This is a genomic window from Paraburkholderia sp. CI3, assembly GCF_050436505.1.
Taxonomy (GTDB): domain Bacteria; phylum Pseudomonadota; class Gammaproteobacteria; order Burkholderiales; family Burkholderiaceae; genus Paraburkholderia; species Paraburkholderia tuberum.
On record NZ_JBNDMI010000004.1, the window covers coordinates 1848047 to 1864577 of the forward strand.

The window sequence follows — 16531 nt, forward strand, 5'->3', positions numbered from 1 at the left end:
TCGTACTCCGTTGTATTGCCCGGCGGATTAGCCGAAGCGGCCAGTGATGTAGTCCTCGGTTTCCTTGCGGACCGGCTTGATGAAGATCTTTTCGGTGTCGCCGAATTCGATCAGTTCGCCGAGGTACATATAGGCAGTGTAGTCCGAACAGCGGGCCGCCTGCTGCATGTTGTGCGTGACGATCACCACCGTGTAGTCGCTCTTGAGTTCAGCGATCAGCTCTTCGATACGGCCCGTCGAAATCGGGTCGAGCGCCGAGCAGGGCTCGTCGAGCAGCAGCACTTCGGGGCGAATTGCAATACCGCGCGCGATGCACAGACGCTGCTGCTGGCCGCCCGACAAACCGTAGCCGCTCTGGCCGAGCTTGTCCTTCACTTCGTTCCACAGCGCCGCCTTGGTCAGCGCCCATTCGACGCGGTCGTCCATTTCCGAGCGCGACAGCTTCTCGAACATCTTCACGCCGAACGCGATGTTGTCGTAGATCGACATCGGGAACGGCGTCGGCTTCTGGAACACCATGCCGATGCGCGCGCGCAGCAGCGAAATGTCCTGGCGCAGGGTCAGCAGGTTTTCGCCGTCCATCACGATCTCGCCTTCCGCGCGCTGCTCCGGGTAGAGCGCGTACATCTTGTTGAAGGTACGCAGCAGCGTGGACTTGCCGCAGCCAGACGGGCCGATGAACGCGGTCACCTTGCCTTCGGGAATCTGCAGATTGATGTTCTTCAGCGCGTGATACTTGCCGTAGAAGAAGTTGAGGTCCTTGACCTCAATCTTCGGACGCGACGGCGTTTGTGCGTGAGCGCTGCTTTCGGGGTCGGAGCCCGCGGGCGCGGCGTGCCCGATCGGATTGAGTTGGGTTTCTGCCATGTTCATCGGATTCACTCCGCCCTTACTTGTTCGAGAAGATCGCGCGCGCGAGGATGTTCAGTCCCAGCACCGCGAGCGTGATCAGGAAGACGCCGGCCCACGCGAGAGATTGCCACTGCGCGAACGGGCTCATCGCAAACTTGTAGATCGTGACCGGCAGGTTGGCGACCGGCTGGCCCATATCGACCGAGAAGAACTGGTTCGACAACGCGGTGAAGAGGAGCGGCGCGGTTTCGCCGGCAATCCGCGCGACCCCGAGCAGCACACCGGTGACGACGCCCGCGATCGACGCCTTCAGCGTGATCGACAGCACCATCTTCCACTTCGGCGTGCCGAGCGCGAACGCGGCTTCACGCATCGCGCTCGGCACGAGTTTCAGCATGTTTTCGGTCGTGCGGATCACGATCGGAATCTGCAGCAACGCGAGCGCGAACGCGCCGGCCCAGCCGCTGAAGTGGCCCATCTTCGTGACGACGAGCGCGTAGACGAACAGACCGATCACGATCGACGGCGCCGACAACAGGATGTCGTTGATGAAGCGCGTGAGGTTCGCGAGCCAGCCCTTCTGGCCGTATTCGGCGAGATAGACGCCCGCCATGATGCCGATCGGCGTGCCGACGAGCGTTGCGAGCCCTACCAGCATCACGCTGCCGACGATCGCGTTGGCGAGACCGCCGCCGTCGGTGTTCGGCGGCGGCGTCGACTGCGTGAACAGCTCGACCGACAGACCGCCGATACCGAGACGCAGCGTCGTATAGAGAATCCACACGAGCCACAGGAGACCGAACGCCATTGCCGCGAGCGACATCGTCAGCGCGAGCGCGTTCGTCATGCGACGGCGTCCTTGCAGGCGCACGCGCATCGTTTCGAGCGTCGCGGGGTCCTTCAGACCCGGTATGTTCAGGGACGGCCCGCTCATTTCGCGCCCTCCCCTTTCTCAAGACGCAGCAGCATGATTTTCGAAATCGCCAGCACGATGAATGTAATCACGAACAGGATCAGGCCGAGTTCCATTAGCGCCGACGTATGCAGGCCCGGCTCCGCTTCCGCGAACTCATTGGCGAGCGCCGAGGTGATGCTGTTGCCCGGCGAAAACAGCGAAATATTGTCGAGCAGGTTGGTGTTGCCGATTACGAACGTGACCGCCATCGTCTCACCCAGCGCGCGGCCGAGACCGAGCATGATGCCGCCGATCACACCGCTCTTCGTGAACGGCAGCACGATCTTCCACATCACTTCCCACGTCGTGCAGCCGATACCGTACGCCGATTCCTTCAGCAGCACCGGCGTGACTTCGAACACGTCGCGCATCACCGCTGCGATGTACGGGATGATCATGATCGCAAGGATCACACCCGCGCACAGAATGCCGATGCCGATCGGCGGACCGGCGAACAGCGCGCCGACGATCGGAATGCCGCCGAGCACCGCGCCTAGCGGCTTCTGGAACCACACCGCGAAGATCGGCGCGAACACGAGCAGACCCCACATGCCGTACACGATCGACGGAATCGCGGCGAGCAGCTCGATCGCGATGCCGAGCGGCCGGCGCAGCCATGCGGGCGACAGTTCAGTCAGAAACAGCGCGATACCGAAGCTGACGGGCACCGCGATGAGCAGAGCGATGATCGACGTCGCGAGCGTGCCGTAGATCGGCACGAGCGCGCCAAATTGCTTGCTGGGCGGATCCCACACTGCCGTCCACAGGAACGCGAGACCGAACTCGCGAATCGACGGCATCGAGGCGACGACCAGCGACACGATGATGCCGCCGAGCAGCAGCAGCGTGACGATGGCGGAAAGGCGTGCGAGGCCGCCGAAGATCACATCGCCCGAGCGGCCAGGCGCTTTCTGCTGCGACGCGCTGCCAGGCGGAGTGGCCCGGCTCGTGCCGGACCCTAAATGAATATCGGACATGAGAGCCTGAGGGACCTGTTTCCAGTTGCCGGACGACACATGTCGGGCGGTCGGTGATGCATGCGGCGCATGCCGCGTGAAAGTCACAGGCCGCCCTCGCACGAGGACGGCCGGGGTGCTACAGGGCGCGGCCCCGATCGACCGCGCCAGCTTACGCCTGTTACTCGGCGAGCGTCTTGCCTGCCGAATCCTTGACCTTCTGCTTCCACTGCGTGCGGATTTCCGAGACGACCGACTGCGGCAGCGAGATGTAGTCCAGATCGTTCGCAGCCTGGCCGCCGTTCTTGAACGCCCAGTCGAAGAACTTCAGCGTTTCCGCGCCTTGCGGTGCCTTGTCCTGCGTCGTGTGCAGCAGCACGAACGTCGCGCCGACGATCGGCCATGCGTTCTTGCCCGGCTCGTTCGTCAGGATCTGATAGAACGACTTCGACCAGTCGGCGCCGGCCGCCGCTGCCTTGAACGTGTCGGTCTCCGGCTGAACCACCGCGCCGGATTCGTTCTTCATCGCGACGTAGTTCATGTGGTTCTGCTTGGCGTACGCCCATTCGACGTAACCGATCGCGCCCGGCAGACGCTGCACGAAAGCCGCGACGCCGTCGTTGCCCTTGCCGCCCGTGCCGGTCGGCCAGTTGACCGTCGCACCTTCACCGACCTTCGCCTTCCATTCCGGGTTGACCTTCGACAGGTAGTTCGTCCAGATGAAGCTGGTGCCCGAACCGTCGGCGCGGCGCACCACGGCGATGTCCAGATCCGGCAGCTTGACCTTCGAATTCAGCGCGACGATTGCCGGGTCGTTCCACTTCTTGATCTTGCCCAGGTAGATGTCACCGAGCACTTCACCCGACAGCACCAGCTCGCCCGGCTTGACGCCCGGCACGTTGACTGCCGGCACCACGCCGCCGACCACCGTCGGGAACTGGAACAGGCCTGCCTTCGCGAGTTCGTCGTCCTTCAGCGGAGCGTCCGACCCTGCGAAATCGACGGTCTTCGCCTCGATCTGCTTGATGCCGCCCGAAGAACCGATGCCTTGGTAGTTAACCTTGCCGCCGCCGGTCTTCTGATAAGCGTCGGCCCACTTCGTGTAAATCGGTGCCGCGAACGTGCTGCCCGCGCCGGTGATGTCTGCGGCTTGCGCTGCGATTGCGAAGAGCGCGCCAGCGACGCCAGCGAACACGGTTTGCATCAATTTCATGAGACCTCCAAGGTGGTGTGAGCGTGTGGTGTGAGCGTGAAACTCGAACACCGCGAAGCTTAGGGTCTCTTTATGACAAAAACGTGACTGATAATGAATCAGATGTGACAGTCATATTACCCCGTGAAAGGTGCCGAAGCCGCCGAATTGCCGCTGTGCCGATGCCCGTTGCATCGCATTTTTCAGGGTAGACGAAAAAGATGGGGCGCGAACGTTTGCGCTGCGCGCGGAGGTCGTTCTTGTGCGGGATGTGCCGTCCTTTTGGCGGCTGCGGAGTGGGGATTCGATGGGGTGAGGAATGAGCCTTCGTTGGGTGTGAAAGCCCGGCCACCCAGTTTATGGAGCCCGCTGAATCTTCTGCTTGCGACGCTCAGGCAGGCGGCAAGCGGCCGCCACCGCCCGCCGTCGACTCGGGAATCGATCAGGCCGTCGCTACCCGCACGGCTTCGGCAATCGCTTCAGAATGCTCGAGCGCGTCCGCGACGTTCTGCGCCTCCACCATCACGCGCAGTACCGGCTCGGTGCCTGACGCGCGGATTAGCACGCGGCCGCGGCCGTCGAGCGCGCCTTCGGCCACCTTGATCGCACTGCGGATCGTCTCGCTGCCCTTCCAGTCCGAGCCGGGCTTCATGCGCACGTTGATCAGCTTCTGCGGAAACAGGGTGACACCGTCGAGCAGATCCGCGAGCGATTTGCCGCTGCGCTGCATCGCGGCCAGCACGAGCAGAGCGGACACGATGCCGTCGCCGGTCGAATGGCGATCGAGAGACAGAATGTGGCCCGAACCTTCGGCGCCGAGCTGCCAGCCGTGCTCGCGAAGCTGTTCGAGCACATAGCGGTCGCCGACCGCGGCGCGCACGAACTTGACGCCGGCATTCTGCAGCGCGACCTCCACGGCCATGTTGGTCATCAGCGTGCCGACCGCTCCTTCCACGTGGCCGGCGGTCGCCATACGGTCCTTGACCAGCACGTACAACAGCTCGTCGCCGTTGAAAAGGCGGCCGGACTCGTCGACGACCTGCAGACGGTCGGCGTCGCCATCGAGCGCGATACCGAGGTCCGCGTGGTTCGCGCGCACCGCGCGAACCAGCGCATCCGGCGCGGTCGCGCCGACGCCGTCGTTGATATTGAAGCCGTTCGGCGAGACGCCGATCGGGATCACTTCCGCGCCGAGCTCATGGAACACGTGCGGCGCGACGTCGTACGCGGCGCCATGCGCGCAATCGACGACGAGCTTCATGCCGCGCAGGTCGTACGCGGCCGGGAACGTGCTCTTGCAGAACTCGATGTAGCGGCCACCTGCGTCATCGAGACGGCGCGCTTTGCCCAGTTGCTCGGAGGCCGCGCACGCGAGCGGCAGTTCGAGCTGCTCCTCGATCTGCGCCTCGACGTCGTCCGGCAGCTTGTTGCCGTCGGCCGAGAAGAACTTGATGCCGTTGTCGTAGTACGGGTTGTGCGATGCGCTGATCACGACACCCGCGGCAAGCCGCAGTGCGCGCGTCAGATAGGCGATGCCGGGTGTCGGCATCGGGCCGGCCAGCATCACGTCGACGCCGGCGGCCGAGAAGCCCGATTCGAGCGCGGCTTCGAGCATGTAGCCCGACACCCGCGTGTCCTTGCCGATCAGCACGGTCGGACGGGTGCCTGTTTTCGCCCATTGATCGGCGCCCGCGAGCACCTTGCCGGCCGCATAGCCGAGCCGCAACACGAATTCCGGCGTGATCGGGCCTTCGCCGACCTTGCCTCGAATGCCGTCCGTTCCGAAGTAACGACGTGCCATGTTTGTTCTCCCTGTCCGTGGCTGCGGGTTCAACCGCGCGCGCGGCTCTGCTTGTCCGCGTCGCGCAGGGTTGCCCATACTTTCAATGCATCGACTGTTTGCGCGACGTCGTGTACGCGCAGAATCGCGGCGCCCCGTTCGGCCGCGCACACCGCCGCGGCGATGCTGCCGGCCGCGCGCTCCGGCGCCGGCCGCCCCGTCACCGCGCCAATCATCGACTTGCGCGACATGCCCGCAAGAATCGGATACGGCGAAGCGGCGCGCGGGGCCGTGTCGCGCAGATGCGCGAGCAGCGCGTAGTTATGCTCGACGACGACCTTGCCGAAGCCGAAACCCGGATCGACGCTGATACGCTCGCGCGCAATCCCCGCCTGCTGCAACGTCGCGACACGCTCCTCGAGGAAGTGGCGCACTTCACCGACGACGTCGTCATAGTGCGGCTCGCCCAGCTGCATGGTCTGCGGCTCACCTAGCATATGCATGACACAAAGGCCGCAGTCGCTGTCGCGCACCGCGTCGATCGCGCCGGGCATGCGGAAGCCCCAGATGTCGTTGATCAGGTCGGCGCCCGCGTTCAACGCATGACGCATCACTTCCGGCTTGTACGTATCAACCGACAATGGCACGTTCGCGCCACGCAGTTGCTCGACGAGCGGCAACACGCGCTCCAGCTCTTCGTCGAGCGGCACCGGCGGCGCGCCAGGACGCGTCGATTCCCCGCCGATATCGATGATGTCCGCGCCCTCGAGCATCATGCGCTCGGCCTGGCGCAGCGCATCGCCGCGCGTCGCGAACTTGCCGCCATCGGAAAAGGAATCGGGAGTGACGTTCAGGATGCCCATGACCAACGGGCGTTCGAACGTCAGCTTGAAGCGGCCACACTGCAGCGGCTCTGGAAGGGGTGCGGAAGAGGAATCGACTTTCGACACGTAGCAATGCTTCACTTGGAACGGATAAATGCAAAACGGGCCGGTGTGTAGCACACCGGCCCGCACTTTCTACTGGCTGCAGATCAGGCCGGCGCGGTTGCGCTGCCCGGCTTGACTTCGGTGCCCGGGCTACCGCCCGACGAGGCGTCGCTTGCCGACGGCGGCGAGCTCTTCGGCGAACGCGGCGGACGGCCTGCCATGATGTCGTTGATCTGATCGGCGTCGATCGTCTCCCACTCCATCAGTGCGGCGGTCATCGCTTCGACCTTGTCGCGGTTCTCTTCGAGCAGGCGCCGTGCGAGATTGTACTGCTCGTCCAGCACATGACGGATTTCCGCGTCGACCTTCTGTTGCGTCGCTTCCGAAATGGTCCGCGTGAAGCCTCGGCCGAACGGCGAAGCGTCGTTCTCGTCGTCGACATAGACCATCGGTCCGAGCGCATCCGTCATGCCGAAGCGGGCAACCATCGCGCGAGCCGTCTGCGTCGCCTTGTTGAAGTCGTCCGACGCACCGGTGCTGATCAGGTTCAGGAACAGCTCTTCCGCGACGCGGCCGCCGAACAGGATGGCAAGACGGTCGAGCAGATATTCCTTCGAGTACGTTTCGTTGTCATGCTCCGGCAACTGCCATGTGACGCCCAGCGCACGGCCGCGCGGAATGATCGTGACCTTGTGCACCGGATCGGCCTTCGGCAACAGCTTCGCGATCACCGCATGACCCGATTCGTGATACGCGGTAGCACGCTTCGATTCTTCGCGGATCACAGCCGACTTGCGCTCTGGACCCATGAAGATCTTGTCCTTCGCGTCCTCGAAGTCCGTCATTTCGACGATGCGCTTGCCGCGGCGCGCCGCGAACAGTGCTGCTTCGTTGACGAGGTTTGCGAGATCTGCGCCCGAGAAACCGGGCGTGCCGCGCGCGATCACTGCCGCATCGACGTCGTTCGAGATCGGCACCTTGCGCAGGTGCACCTTCATGATGTGCTCGCGGCCGCGAATATCGGGCAGACCCACGTACACCTGACGGTCGAAACGGCCCGGACGCAACAGCGCCTTGTCGAGCACATCCGAACGGTTCGTCGCGGCGATCACGATGACGCCCGAGTTCGCCTCGAAGCCGTCCATTTCGACGAGCATCTGGTTCAGCGTCTGTTCGCGCTCGTCGTTACCGCCGCCCATGCCGGCGCCTCGATGACGGCCGACCGCGTCGATTTCGTCGATGAACACGATACACGGCGCGTGCTTCTTGGCCTGCTCGAACATGTCGCGCACGCGAGCCGCGCCGACGCCGACGAACATTTCCACGAAATCTGAACCTGAAATGCTGAAGAACGGCACCTTCGCCTCGCCGGCGATGGCGCGCGCGAGCAGCGTCTTACCGGTTCCCGGCGGGCCAACGAGCAACACGCCGCGCGGAATACGACCACCGAGCTTCTGGAATTTCTGCGGATCGCGCAGGAAGTCGACGAGTTCCGACACTTCTTCCTTGGCTTCGTCGCAACCGGCGACGTCGGTGAAATTGATTGCGTTGTTGTTCTCGTCGATCAGCCGCGCGCGCGACTTGCCAAACGAGAAGGCCCCGCCTTTGCCGCCCCCCTGCATCTGTCGCATCATGTAAAACCAGAAACCGATGATCAGGATCGTCGGCCCGAGGTAATACAGCACGGACATCAGTGCATTGGGTTCGTCGTCAGCCTTGCCGCTCACCTGTACGCCATACTTCATCAGATCGCCGACCATCCAGATGTCGCCGGGCGACACGATCTGGTACTTCTGGCCGTCTGCTGGAGTGACCGTGAGGTTCCGCCCCTGGACAATGACGTTCTTGACTTTGCCGTTCTTCGCGTCGTCCATGAACTGCGAATAGGAAACGCCTTCCTGGACACGGGGTTTGTCGAACTGCTTGAACACCGTAAACAGCACCAGTGCGATCACCAGCCACACTGCTGCTTTCGAAAACATATTGTTGTTCAAAGCACCACTCCTTCACTTAGACGGGCGCCTACATTTGCCTTGCGGCACCACGAAAGCATTCTAATCCAGTCCGCAGACCCCTGCCATAACGTTTCACTACCACGGAAATAGGGTAGCGGGCCGGCTTGACGCCCGTCTCCGGACGCATCGGGCTCATTATTGGCAGAGATGGAACCTGCTCGCCGCATCCCTATGCGGGACGCTTCAGATGCTTACCCAAAATAAATGTTTCTGACGATTTATCCCGCGACGCCTTCGGCTTGCGGGCCGCCACCACCTTGAATTGGCGTTTGAACTTTTCGACAATCTGACTGTATCCGCTGCCGTGAAAGCATTTGACTAAAAGGGCACCATCCGGCTCCAGGTGATTTTGCGCGAATTCGAGCGCGAGATCGCATAAATGCTCGATCCGCGCCGCATCCGCGATCGCCACGCCCGACAGGTTGGGCGCCATATCCGAAATTACAAGGTCTACCTGGCGCGCACCGACCAATTCTTCGAGCTGGACCAGCACCGAGTCTTCGCGGAAATCACCCTGGATGAAGTGCACGTCGGCCACCGGCTCCATCGGCAGAATGTCCACAGCGATGATCGTGCCGTCGATGCCACCTTCGCGCTCCGCGTTGCGCTGCGAGCCGCCCGCGAGCTTGTTGCGCACGTACTGGCTCCAGCTGCCCGGCGAGGAACCGAGATCGACGATCACCTGCCCGGGACGGATCAGCTTGTCCTGCTCGTCGATTTCCTTGAGCTTGTAGGCCGCGCGGGCGCGATAACCTTCCCGCTGCGCCATTTTGACGTACGGATCGTTGATGTGGTCGTGCAGCCACGCGGTATTGAACTTGTTTTTTGCCATTAAAGATTTAACTATTGCTGCGTCGGGTCGCGCTTTAGGGGATAATACGCGGTTAATTCGCGCGGCCCCCGCCAGACTGGCGGCGATCCGCGATTCTGTTGTTCTGACGCGCGCCCTGCTGAATCGAGTCGCCCGAATCGCTCGGCGATCGGACGAAAACGCAGGAGCCGCCATTTTAGTCGAGTCTTCCACTTTCCATGCCAGCCCTCAAAGTCTCTTCCGACCAACGCGCCGAGTTGCGCTCCCAGGCACATGCGCTCAAACCGGTCGTGCTCGTCGGCGCCGAAGGCTTGACCGACGCTGTGCTCGCCGAAATCAAGGTGCACCTCGCCGCGCATCAACTGATCAAAATTCGCGTGTTCGGCGATGAGCGCGAGGAGCGCATCGCTATCTACGAAGAAATCTGCGACGCGCTGAACGCTGCACCGATCCAGCATATCGGCAAGCTGCTCGTGATCTGGAAGCCAGAATCGGCACAGCCGGCGGCAAAAGCGAAGCGCGGCGCGTTGCCGAGCGCCCGCGAAGCGGCAGCCGAACAAACCCGGCCGGCCAAGGGACGCGCACCCCGCATCGTCAAGGTCGCCAAGCCGACCGACGTGCCGATGCGCAAGCCGCGAGCGAAAGCGGTGCTGGTGCGCGGCAATGAACGCGTGACGCAGGGCGGCAACATAAAGCGCGCGAAGAAGCGTCAAACCAGCGCGAAGCGTTCGCATCAGTCGAAGTAAGAGGACACGCGCCCGAGGTGCGGACCGACTCCGCACTGCGCATTGGCGGCCTTGAGCGCGAGGCCCGAAGCAGCGCGAATGAACCGTAGTTGGCCACCGGAATCGCGACGATTTGTCGCAATGTGAGGTTCATCGCGGGCATCGGCATCGACCCGGCGGCCATGGCACGCGCACCGTCACACCATCAGCCACCCGCGAGCTTCAGCCCGCCACCTTGCCCGTGACGCCGCGCGCGCCCTCTTCCTCGGCCGCGGCACCAACAGGCGCCGGCAGCAGCCAAACGAGCGCAACCCCTAGCAGGCTCTCGATCAGGTAGAACAGACTGGACACGCCATGCAGGATGCCGAAGCGCGTCGCATAAACGGAATGCCCGATGTCGCTGCCCGCCTCGAGCGCCGCCACGCGCATCGCGTTCATGAACGGCTGCAACGCGAAATAGCCAACCAGCACGCATACGAGCATACCGGCGAGCAGCCAGCGCAAGCGGCGATATGCGCCACTCCCGCGCCGCACGAGCAAATTGGCGAGACCGAGCAGCAAAATGCCGCACACGACGCCAATCACACCCTGAATACGAAACAGCTGCGCGGCGACGGCGCCCGCCGTCATCCGGTCGAGCGTCGTGAACAGCACGGGCGCAACCGTATAGCCGATAGTCAACAGACTACCGACCCACACCACCGTCAACAGGCGGAAAAAACGATGCGGCATCAAAGACACCGGCGCCACCCTCAGATGTAGCTGACCGCGATGATTTCGTATTCGCGCACGCCGCCCGGCGCTTGCACCGACGCGACGTCGCCTTCCGACTTGCCGATCAGCGCACGCGCGATCGGCGAACTGATCGAGATCAGGCCGTGGTCGATGTCCGCTTCGTCGTCGCCGACGATCTGGTATTTGACCGACGCACCCGACTCGAGGTCTTCGAGCTCGAGCGTCGCGCCGAACACCACGCGGCCGTCCGCTTCCACTTGCGACGGATCGATCACCTGCGCGCCCGCGAGCTTCGACTCGATTTCAGCGATACGGCCTTCGATGAAGCCCTGCTTTTCCTTCGCAGCGTCGTATTCCGCGTTTTCCGACAGATCGCCCTGGGCGCGCGCTTCCGCGATCGAGTTGATCACGGCCGGACGTTCAACCGATTTCAGGCGCTGCAATTCATCGCGCAGCATGTCTGCGCCGCGCTTCGTCAATGGAATAGTGCTCATAAACAACTCTGGAGGCAAAAAACGGCCATAAAAAAAATCACCGCGGTTAAGTGCATTCCGCGAAAGCCGCCGCCCGTGGACAAACCCGGGCCGCAGCACCTGCGGAACGCCGCTTAACCGCGGCACTTACATCTTGGACAGCTAGTCGAAGCCTTAGTTTAGGCGAGCATGGAGTCCTTGTAAATCATAGACTTCCAGGTTCTTCAGATAACGAAGACCCTCCACCGCCGCGCGTGCGCCCGACATCGTCGTGTAGTAGGTGACCTTGTTCGCCTGCGCGCTCATGCGGATCGAACGCGAATCGGCGATCGCCGCGCGCGTTTCGTCGACGGTCGTGAAGACGAGCGCGATCTCGCCGTTCTTGATCATGTCGACGATGTGCGGACGGCCGTCCTTCACCTTGTTGACGACCTTGACTGGCACGCCGGCCGCTTCGATCGCGGCAGCCGTGCCCTTGGTCGCGACGATCGGGTAGCCGAGCTCGTGCAGCATGCGCGCGACTTCGACTGCCTTCGGTTTGTCGGCGTCCATCACGGTCAGCAGCACCGTGCCCGATTCGGGCAGACGCGAACCCGCCGCGAGCTGCGACTTGAACAGAGCCTCGCCGAACGTCTGGCCGACGCCCATCACTTCGCCGGTCGAACGCATTTCAGGTCCGAGCACCGGGTCGACCGCCGGGAACTTGACGAACGGGAACACCGCTTCCTTCACGCTGAAGTACGGCGGCTCGACTTCCTTCGTCACGCCTTGCGCGGCGAGCTTCTGGCCGACCATCGCGCGCGCTGCGATCTTCGCGAGCGGCAGGCTGGTCGCCTTCGACACGTACGGCACCGTGCGCGACGCGCGCGGGTTCACTTCGAGCACGTAGATGATGTCGTCCTTCGAGCCGTCAGCCTGCGGTACCTGCTGGATCGCGAACTGCACGTTCATCAGGCCGACCACGTTCAGCGCCTTCGCCATCGCAGCGGTCTGGCACTTCAGTTCGGCCACGGTCGCCTTCGACAGCGAATACGGCGGCAGCGAGCAGGCCGAGTCGCCCGAGTGCACGCCCGCCTGTTCGATGTGCTCCATCACGCCGCCGATGAACACGGCATCGCCATCGGAAATGCAATCCACGTCGCATTCGATCGCGTCGTTCAGGAAGCGGTCGAGCAGCACCGGCGAGTCGTTCGACACCTTCACCGCCTCGCGCATATAGCGCTCGAGATCTCGCGGCTCGTGGACGATTTCCATCGCGCGGCCGCCCAGCACGTACGACGGACGCACGACGAGCGGATAGCCGATTTCGTCGGCGAGCTTCAGTGCTTCGTCTTCGGCGCGCGCGGTGCGGTTCGGCGGCTGGCGCAGACCGAGGTCCTGCAGCAGCTTCTGGAAGCGCTCGCGGTCTTCGGCCGCGTCGATCATGTCCGGCGACGTACCGATGATCGGCACACCGTTCGCCTCGAGGTCGAGCGCGAGCTTCAGCGGCGTCTGGCCGCCGTACTGCACGATCACGCCGACCGGCTTTTCCTTGTCGACGATTTCGAGCACGTCTTCGAGCGTCAGCGATTCGAAGTACAGACGGTCGGAGGTGTCGTAGTCGGTCGACACGGTTTCGGGGTTGCAGTTGACCATGATCGTTTCATAGCCGTCCTCGCGCATCGCGAGCGCGGCATGCACGCAGCAGTAGTCGAACTCGATACCCTGGCCGATCCGGTTCGGGCCGCCGCCCAGCACCATGATCTTCCTGTTGCTGGTCGGATTCGCTTCGCACTCTTCCTCGTAGGTCGAGTACATGTACGCGGTCCTGGTTGCGAACTCGGCCGCGCAGGTGTCGACGCGCTTATACACCGGACGCACGTTCAACTCGATACGACGCGCGCGCACGTCCGCCGGCTTCGCGCCGAGCAGCTTGGCCAGACGACGATCCGAGAAGCCGCTCTGTTTCAGATACTTCAGCTCCTCCTTCGTCAGGCTCGCCAGCGTGCGGCCTGCCAGCGCCTTTTCCTTCAGCACGATCTGCTCGATCTGTGCGAGGAACCACGGGTCGATCGCGGTCTCCTCGAAGATCTCTTGCGCGCTCATGCCCACACGGAACGCGTCGCCAACATACCAGATGCGATCCGGACCAGCTTCGCCGATCTCGCGGATGATCTCATCGCGATTGGCGGTCTTTTCATCGAGACCGTCGACGCCGACTTCGAGGCCGCGCAGCGCCTTCTGGAACGACTCCTGGAACGTGCGGCCAATCGCCATCACTTCGCCGACCGACTTCATCTGCGTGGTCAGGCGCGAATCGGCTTCACGGAATTTCTCGAACGCGAAACGCGGGATTTTCGTGACGACGTAGTCGATCGTCGGTTCGAACGACGCCGGGGTCTGGCCGCCGGTGATTTCGTTCTTGAGTTCATCCAGCGTGTAGCCGACCGCCAGCTTCGCCGCGACCTTCGCGATCGGGAAGCCGGTTGCCTTCGACGCCAGCGCCGACGAGCGCGACACGCGCGGGTTCATTTCGATCACGATCATGCGGCCGTCTTTCGGATTGATCGAGAACTGCACGTTCGAGCCGCCCGTGTCGACGCCGATCTCGCGCAGCACCGCGAGCGACGCGTTACGCAGGATCTGGTATTCCTTGTCGGTCAGCGTCTGCGCCGGAGCGACCGTGATCGAGTCGCCGGTGTGGATGCCCATCGGGTCGAGGTTTTCGATCGAGCAGACGATGATGCAGTTATCCGCCTTGTCGCGGACCACTTCCATTTCGTACTCTTTCCAGCCGAGCAGCGACTCTTCGATCAGCAGTTCGCGCGTCGGCGACAGGTCGAGCCCACGCTTGCAGATCTCTTCGAACTCGTCGCGGTTGTACGCGATGCCGCCGCCCGAGCCGCCCAGCGTGAACGACGGACGGATCACGACCGGATAGCCGCCGCTGCCAGTTTCCGCGGCGATCTTCGCCTGCACCTGCAGCGCTTCTTCCATCGAATGCGCGGTGCCCGACTTGGCCGAACCGAGGCCGATCTTCGTCATCGCGTCCTTGAACTTCTGGCGGTCTTCCGCTTTGTCGATCGCTTCCGGCGATGCGCCGATCAGCTCGACCTCGTACTTCGCCAGCACGCCGTGTGCGTGCAGGTCGAGCGCGCAGTTCAGCGCGGTCTGGCCGCCCATCGTCGGCAGGATCGCGTCCGGGCGCTCCTTCGCGATGATGCGCTCGACCACTTCCCACGTGATCGGCTCGATATAGGTCACGTCGGCCGTGTTCGGGTCGGTCATGATCGTCGCCGGATTGCTGTTGACGAGAATGACCTTGTAGCCTTCCTCACGCAGCGCCTTGCATGCCTGTGCGCCCGAATAATCGAACTCGCACGCCTGACCGATGATGATCGGACCCGCGCCGATGATGAGGATGCTCTTGATGTCTGTCCGCTTGGGCATAACGCTCTCGCTAATGTATTCCTGAATTCTTTCCATCGGCGCGCGCCGTTTTCACGTTGCGCGCGCTGTTTCGCGGCATGCCCGCCGCGTAGCGCCGCGGGCTGCGGCGGCCGCCGCGAGCCGTTTCCGGCTGGCCTCTGCGGCCAGCCTGTACTACTTCAAGCCGCTGCGCTCTTGCCGTTCTTGTGCGCGTCCATCAACGCGGTGAAGCGGTCGAACAGGTACGCGATGTCGTTCGGACCGGGCGATGCTTCCGGGTGGCCCTGGAAGCAGAACGCCGGCTTGTCGGTCAGCGCGAAGCCCTGCAGCGTGCCGTCGAACAGCGACACGTGGGTCACGCGCGCGTTGGCGGGCAGCGTGTCGGCATCGACCGCGAAACCATGGTTCTGCGACGTGATCACCACGCGGCCGTCTTCGAGATCCTTGACCGGATGGTTCGCGCCGTGATGGCCGGTCTTCATCTTCATCGTCTTCGCGCCGACCGCGAGGCCCATGATCTGGTGGCCCAGGCAGATGCCGAAGGTCGGAATGCCGCGCTCGATGAACTCCCTGGTCGCCGCGATCGCGTAGTCGCACGGCTCAGGGTCGCCCGGGCCGTTCGACAGGAACACGCCGTCGGGGTTGAGCGCGAGCGCGTCAGCGGCGCTCGCTTGCGCCGGCAGCACGGTGACATGGCAGCCGCGCTCGGCCAGCATGCGCAGGATGTTCTGCTTGACGCCGTAGTCGAATGCGACCACGCGGTACGTCGGCGCTTTCTGCTCGCCATAGCCCGTGCCCAGACGCCATTCGGTTTTGGTCCACTCGTAGGTTTCCTGGGTCGACACGACCTTCGCGAGGTCCATGCCGGCGAGGCCCGGGAACGAGCGCGCGAGTTCGATGGCCTTCGCTTCGTCGTCGGAACCAGCGAGGATCGCGCCGTTTTGCGCGCCCTTGTCGCGCAGGAGGCGGGTCAGCTTGCGGGTGTCGATGCCGGCGATGGCGACCACGCCTTCGTCCTGCAGATATTGCGGGAGCGTGCCCTCCATGCGGAAGTTCGACGCGAGAACCGGCAGATCACGGATGATCAGGCCGGCGGCATGGACTTTCGTCGCTTCGACGTCTTCGGCGTTCACGCCGACGTTGCCGATATGCGGGTACGTGAGGGTCACGATCTGGCGCGCGTAGCTCGGGTCAGTCAGGATTTCCTGATAGCCGGTGATGGCAGTGTTGAACACGACTTCACCGATGGTATGCCCGGGGGCGCCGATCGAATAACCACGAAAGACCGTGCCGTCGGCGAGCGCGAGTAGAGCGGGAGAAAATGACGGCAACACGGGAGACTCCTTGGGGGAACACCCTGTTGCCACCTGTCTATCCGATTGCAAGCCGCAGCGAAACACATCGTGGATGCGCGCGCAGACTCGCTCGCGAGTTGCCGGTGACGCTGCAAGGGGCGCGATGGGTCCATTGCGTGGACGACTCGGCTGGGTGTGGAGCCCTTCTTGCTAGCCCAATGGCGCGCGGCGGATGAACGGTATGGGGGAGGTAGGCGCTAGGGTGCGGGTGGATAAGCTCAAACCTTCAAATTATAGCCTGAATCCACTGTTCCCTCCAAATGGGAGATAGGACGAGGCGTTGAGGCGACGTGCCTGGGCGGACCTTCAAAGCCTTGCCGGGCCGCGCCGCCAGGTACTTGCCAC

Annotated in this window: 13 protein-coding genes; 1 reads left to right on the forward strand and 12 read right to left on the reverse strand. The window is 63.3% G+C overall.

Annotation, left to right across the window (positions count from 1 at the left end; translation table 11 throughout):
* Positions 1–27 precede the first annotated feature (27 nt).
* The 8 genes from pstB to OKW29_RS29875 form a co-directional block, all read right to left on the reverse strand.
* Positions 28–873, reverse strand: a complete 846-nt coding sequence (pstB, locus tag OKW29_RS29840; RefSeq protein ID WP_429293602.1) for a phosphate ABC transporter ATP-binding protein PstB — start codon at positions 871–873, stop codon at positions 28–30.
* 16 nt (positions 874–889) lie between these two features.
* Entirely contained in the window at positions 890–1786 is an 897-nt protein-coding gene (gene pstA / locus OKW29_RS29845) for a phosphate ABC transporter permease PstA (RefSeq protein WP_429293603.1), read from the reverse strand.
* Positions 1783–2784: a phosphate ABC transporter permease PstC gene (pstC, locus tag OKW29_RS29850; RefSeq protein WP_429293604.1), complete on the reverse strand. Its 1002-nt coding sequence runs from the start codon at positions 2782–2784 to the stop codon at positions 1783–1785. The genes pstA and pstC overlap by 4 nt, the downstream gene beginning before the upstream one ends.
* Positions 2785–2944: 160 nt before the next feature.
* Positions 2945–3976 (reverse strand): phosphate ABC transporter substrate-binding protein PstS, encoded by a 1032-nt coding sequence (gene pstS / locus OKW29_RS29855; protein ID WP_429293605.1) that lies wholly within the window; start codon positions 3974–3976, stop codon positions 2945–2947.
* Between the two features lie 421 nt (positions 3977–4397).
* Positions 4398–5756: a phosphoglucosamine mutase gene (gene glmM / locus OKW29_RS29860; RefSeq protein ID WP_184028331.1), complete on the reverse strand. Its 1359-nt coding sequence runs from the start codon at positions 5754–5756 to the stop codon at positions 4398–4400.
* A 29-nt stretch (positions 5757–5785) separates the two neighbouring features.
* On the reverse strand, positions 5786–6598 hold the full coding sequence (folP, locus tag OKW29_RS29865; protein WP_429294967.1) for a dihydropteroate synthase: 813 nt from the start codon (positions 6596–6598) through the stop codon (positions 5786–5788).
* A gap of 170 nt (positions 6599–6768) precedes the next feature.
* Positions 6769–8658 (reverse strand): ATP-dependent zinc metalloprotease FtsH, encoded by a 1890-nt coding sequence (gene ftsH / locus OKW29_RS29870; RefSeq protein WP_018421239.1) that lies wholly within the window; start codon positions 8656–8658, stop codon positions 6769–6771.
* A gap of 190 nt (positions 8659–8848) precedes the next feature.
* Positions 8849–9511: an RlmE family RNA methyltransferase gene (locus OKW29_RS29875; protein WP_429294968.1), complete on the reverse strand. Its 663-nt coding sequence runs from the start codon at positions 9509–9511 to the stop codon at positions 8849–8851.
* Positions 9512–9708: 197 nt separating this feature from the next.
* Between OKW29_RS29875 and OKW29_RS29880 the strand changes: the two genes are divergently transcribed.
* A complete protein-coding gene (locus OKW29_RS29880; RefSeq protein ID WP_184028325.1) occupies positions 9709–10236 on the forward strand; it encodes a YhbY family RNA-binding protein in 528 nt (175 codons plus the stop codon).
* Between the two features lie 201 nt (positions 10237–10437).
* On the opposite strand, the gene OKW29_RS29885 is transcribed toward OKW29_RS29880, so the two are convergent.
* The 4 genes from OKW29_RS29885 to carA form a co-directional block, all read right to left on the reverse strand.
* The gene (locus OKW29_RS29885) at positions 10438–10947 is read right to left on the reverse strand and encodes a DUF4149 domain-containing protein (RefSeq protein WP_429293606.1); all 510 of its coding nucleotides are present in this window, start codon (positions 10945–10947) and stop codon (positions 10438–10440) included.
* 20 nt (positions 10948–10967) lie between these two features.
* Positions 10968–11444 (reverse strand): transcription elongation factor GreA, encoded by a 477-nt coding sequence (gene greA, locus OKW29_RS29890; protein ID WP_026225947.1) that lies wholly within the window; start codon positions 11442–11444, stop codon positions 10968–10970.
* Between the two features lie 153 nt (positions 11445–11597).
* A complete protein-coding gene (gene carB / locus OKW29_RS29895; protein WP_429293607.1) occupies positions 11598–14852 on the reverse strand; it encodes a carbamoyl-phosphate synthase large subunit in 3255 nt (1084 codons plus the stop codon).
* 158 nt (positions 14853–15010) lie between these two features.
* Complete coding sequence (gene carA, locus OKW29_RS29900) at positions 15011–16165, reverse strand: glutamine-hydrolyzing carbamoyl-phosphate synthase small subunit (protein ID WP_429293608.1); 1155 nt, start codon at positions 16163–16165, stop codon at positions 15011–15013.
* Positions 16166–16531 lie beyond the last annotated feature (366 nt).

Excerpts from the sequence above, each read along its gene's own strand:
- pstB (WP_429293602.1), bottom strand. The coding sequence starts at position 873 with ATGAACATGGCAGAAACCCAACTCAATCCGATCGGGCACGCCGCGCCC.
- pstA (WP_429293603.1), bottom strand. The coding sequence starts at position 1,786 with ATGAGCGGGCCGTCCCTGAACATACCGGGTCTGAAGGACCCCGCGACG.
- pstC (WP_429293604.1), bottom strand. The coding sequence starts at position 2,784 with ATGTCCGATATTCATTTAGGGTCCGGCACGAGCCGGGCCACTCCGCCT.
- pstS (WP_429293605.1), bottom strand. The coding sequence starts at position 3,976 with ATGAAATTGATGCAAACCGTGTTCGCTGGCGTCGCTGGCGCGCTCTTC.
- glmM (WP_184028331.1), bottom strand. The coding sequence starts at position 5,756 with ATGGCACGTCGTTACTTCGGAACGGACGGCATTCGAGGCAAGGTCGGC.
- folP (WP_429294967.1), bottom strand. The coding sequence starts at position 6,598 with ATGGGCATCCTGAACGTCACTCCCGATTCCTTTTCCGATGGCGGCAAG.
- OKW29_RS29875 (WP_429294968.1), bottom strand. The coding sequence starts at position 9,511 with ATGGCAAAAAACAAGTTCAATACCGCGTGGCTGCACGACCACATCAAC.
- OKW29_RS29880 (WP_184028325.1), top strand. The coding sequence starts at position 9,709 with ATGCCAGCCCTCAAAGTCTCTTCCGACCAACGCGCCGAGTTGCGCTCC.
- OKW29_RS29885 (WP_429293606.1), bottom strand. The coding sequence starts at position 10,947 with ATGCCGCATCGTTTTTTCCGCCTGTTGACGGTGGTGTGGGTCGGTAGT.
- greA (WP_026225947.1), bottom strand. The coding sequence starts at position 11,444 with ATGAGCACTATTCCATTGACGAAGCGCGGCGCAGACATGCTGCGCGAT.
- carB (WP_429293607.1), bottom strand. The coding sequence starts at position 14,852 with ATGCCCAAGCGGACAGACATCAAGAGCATCCTCATCATCGGCGCGGGT.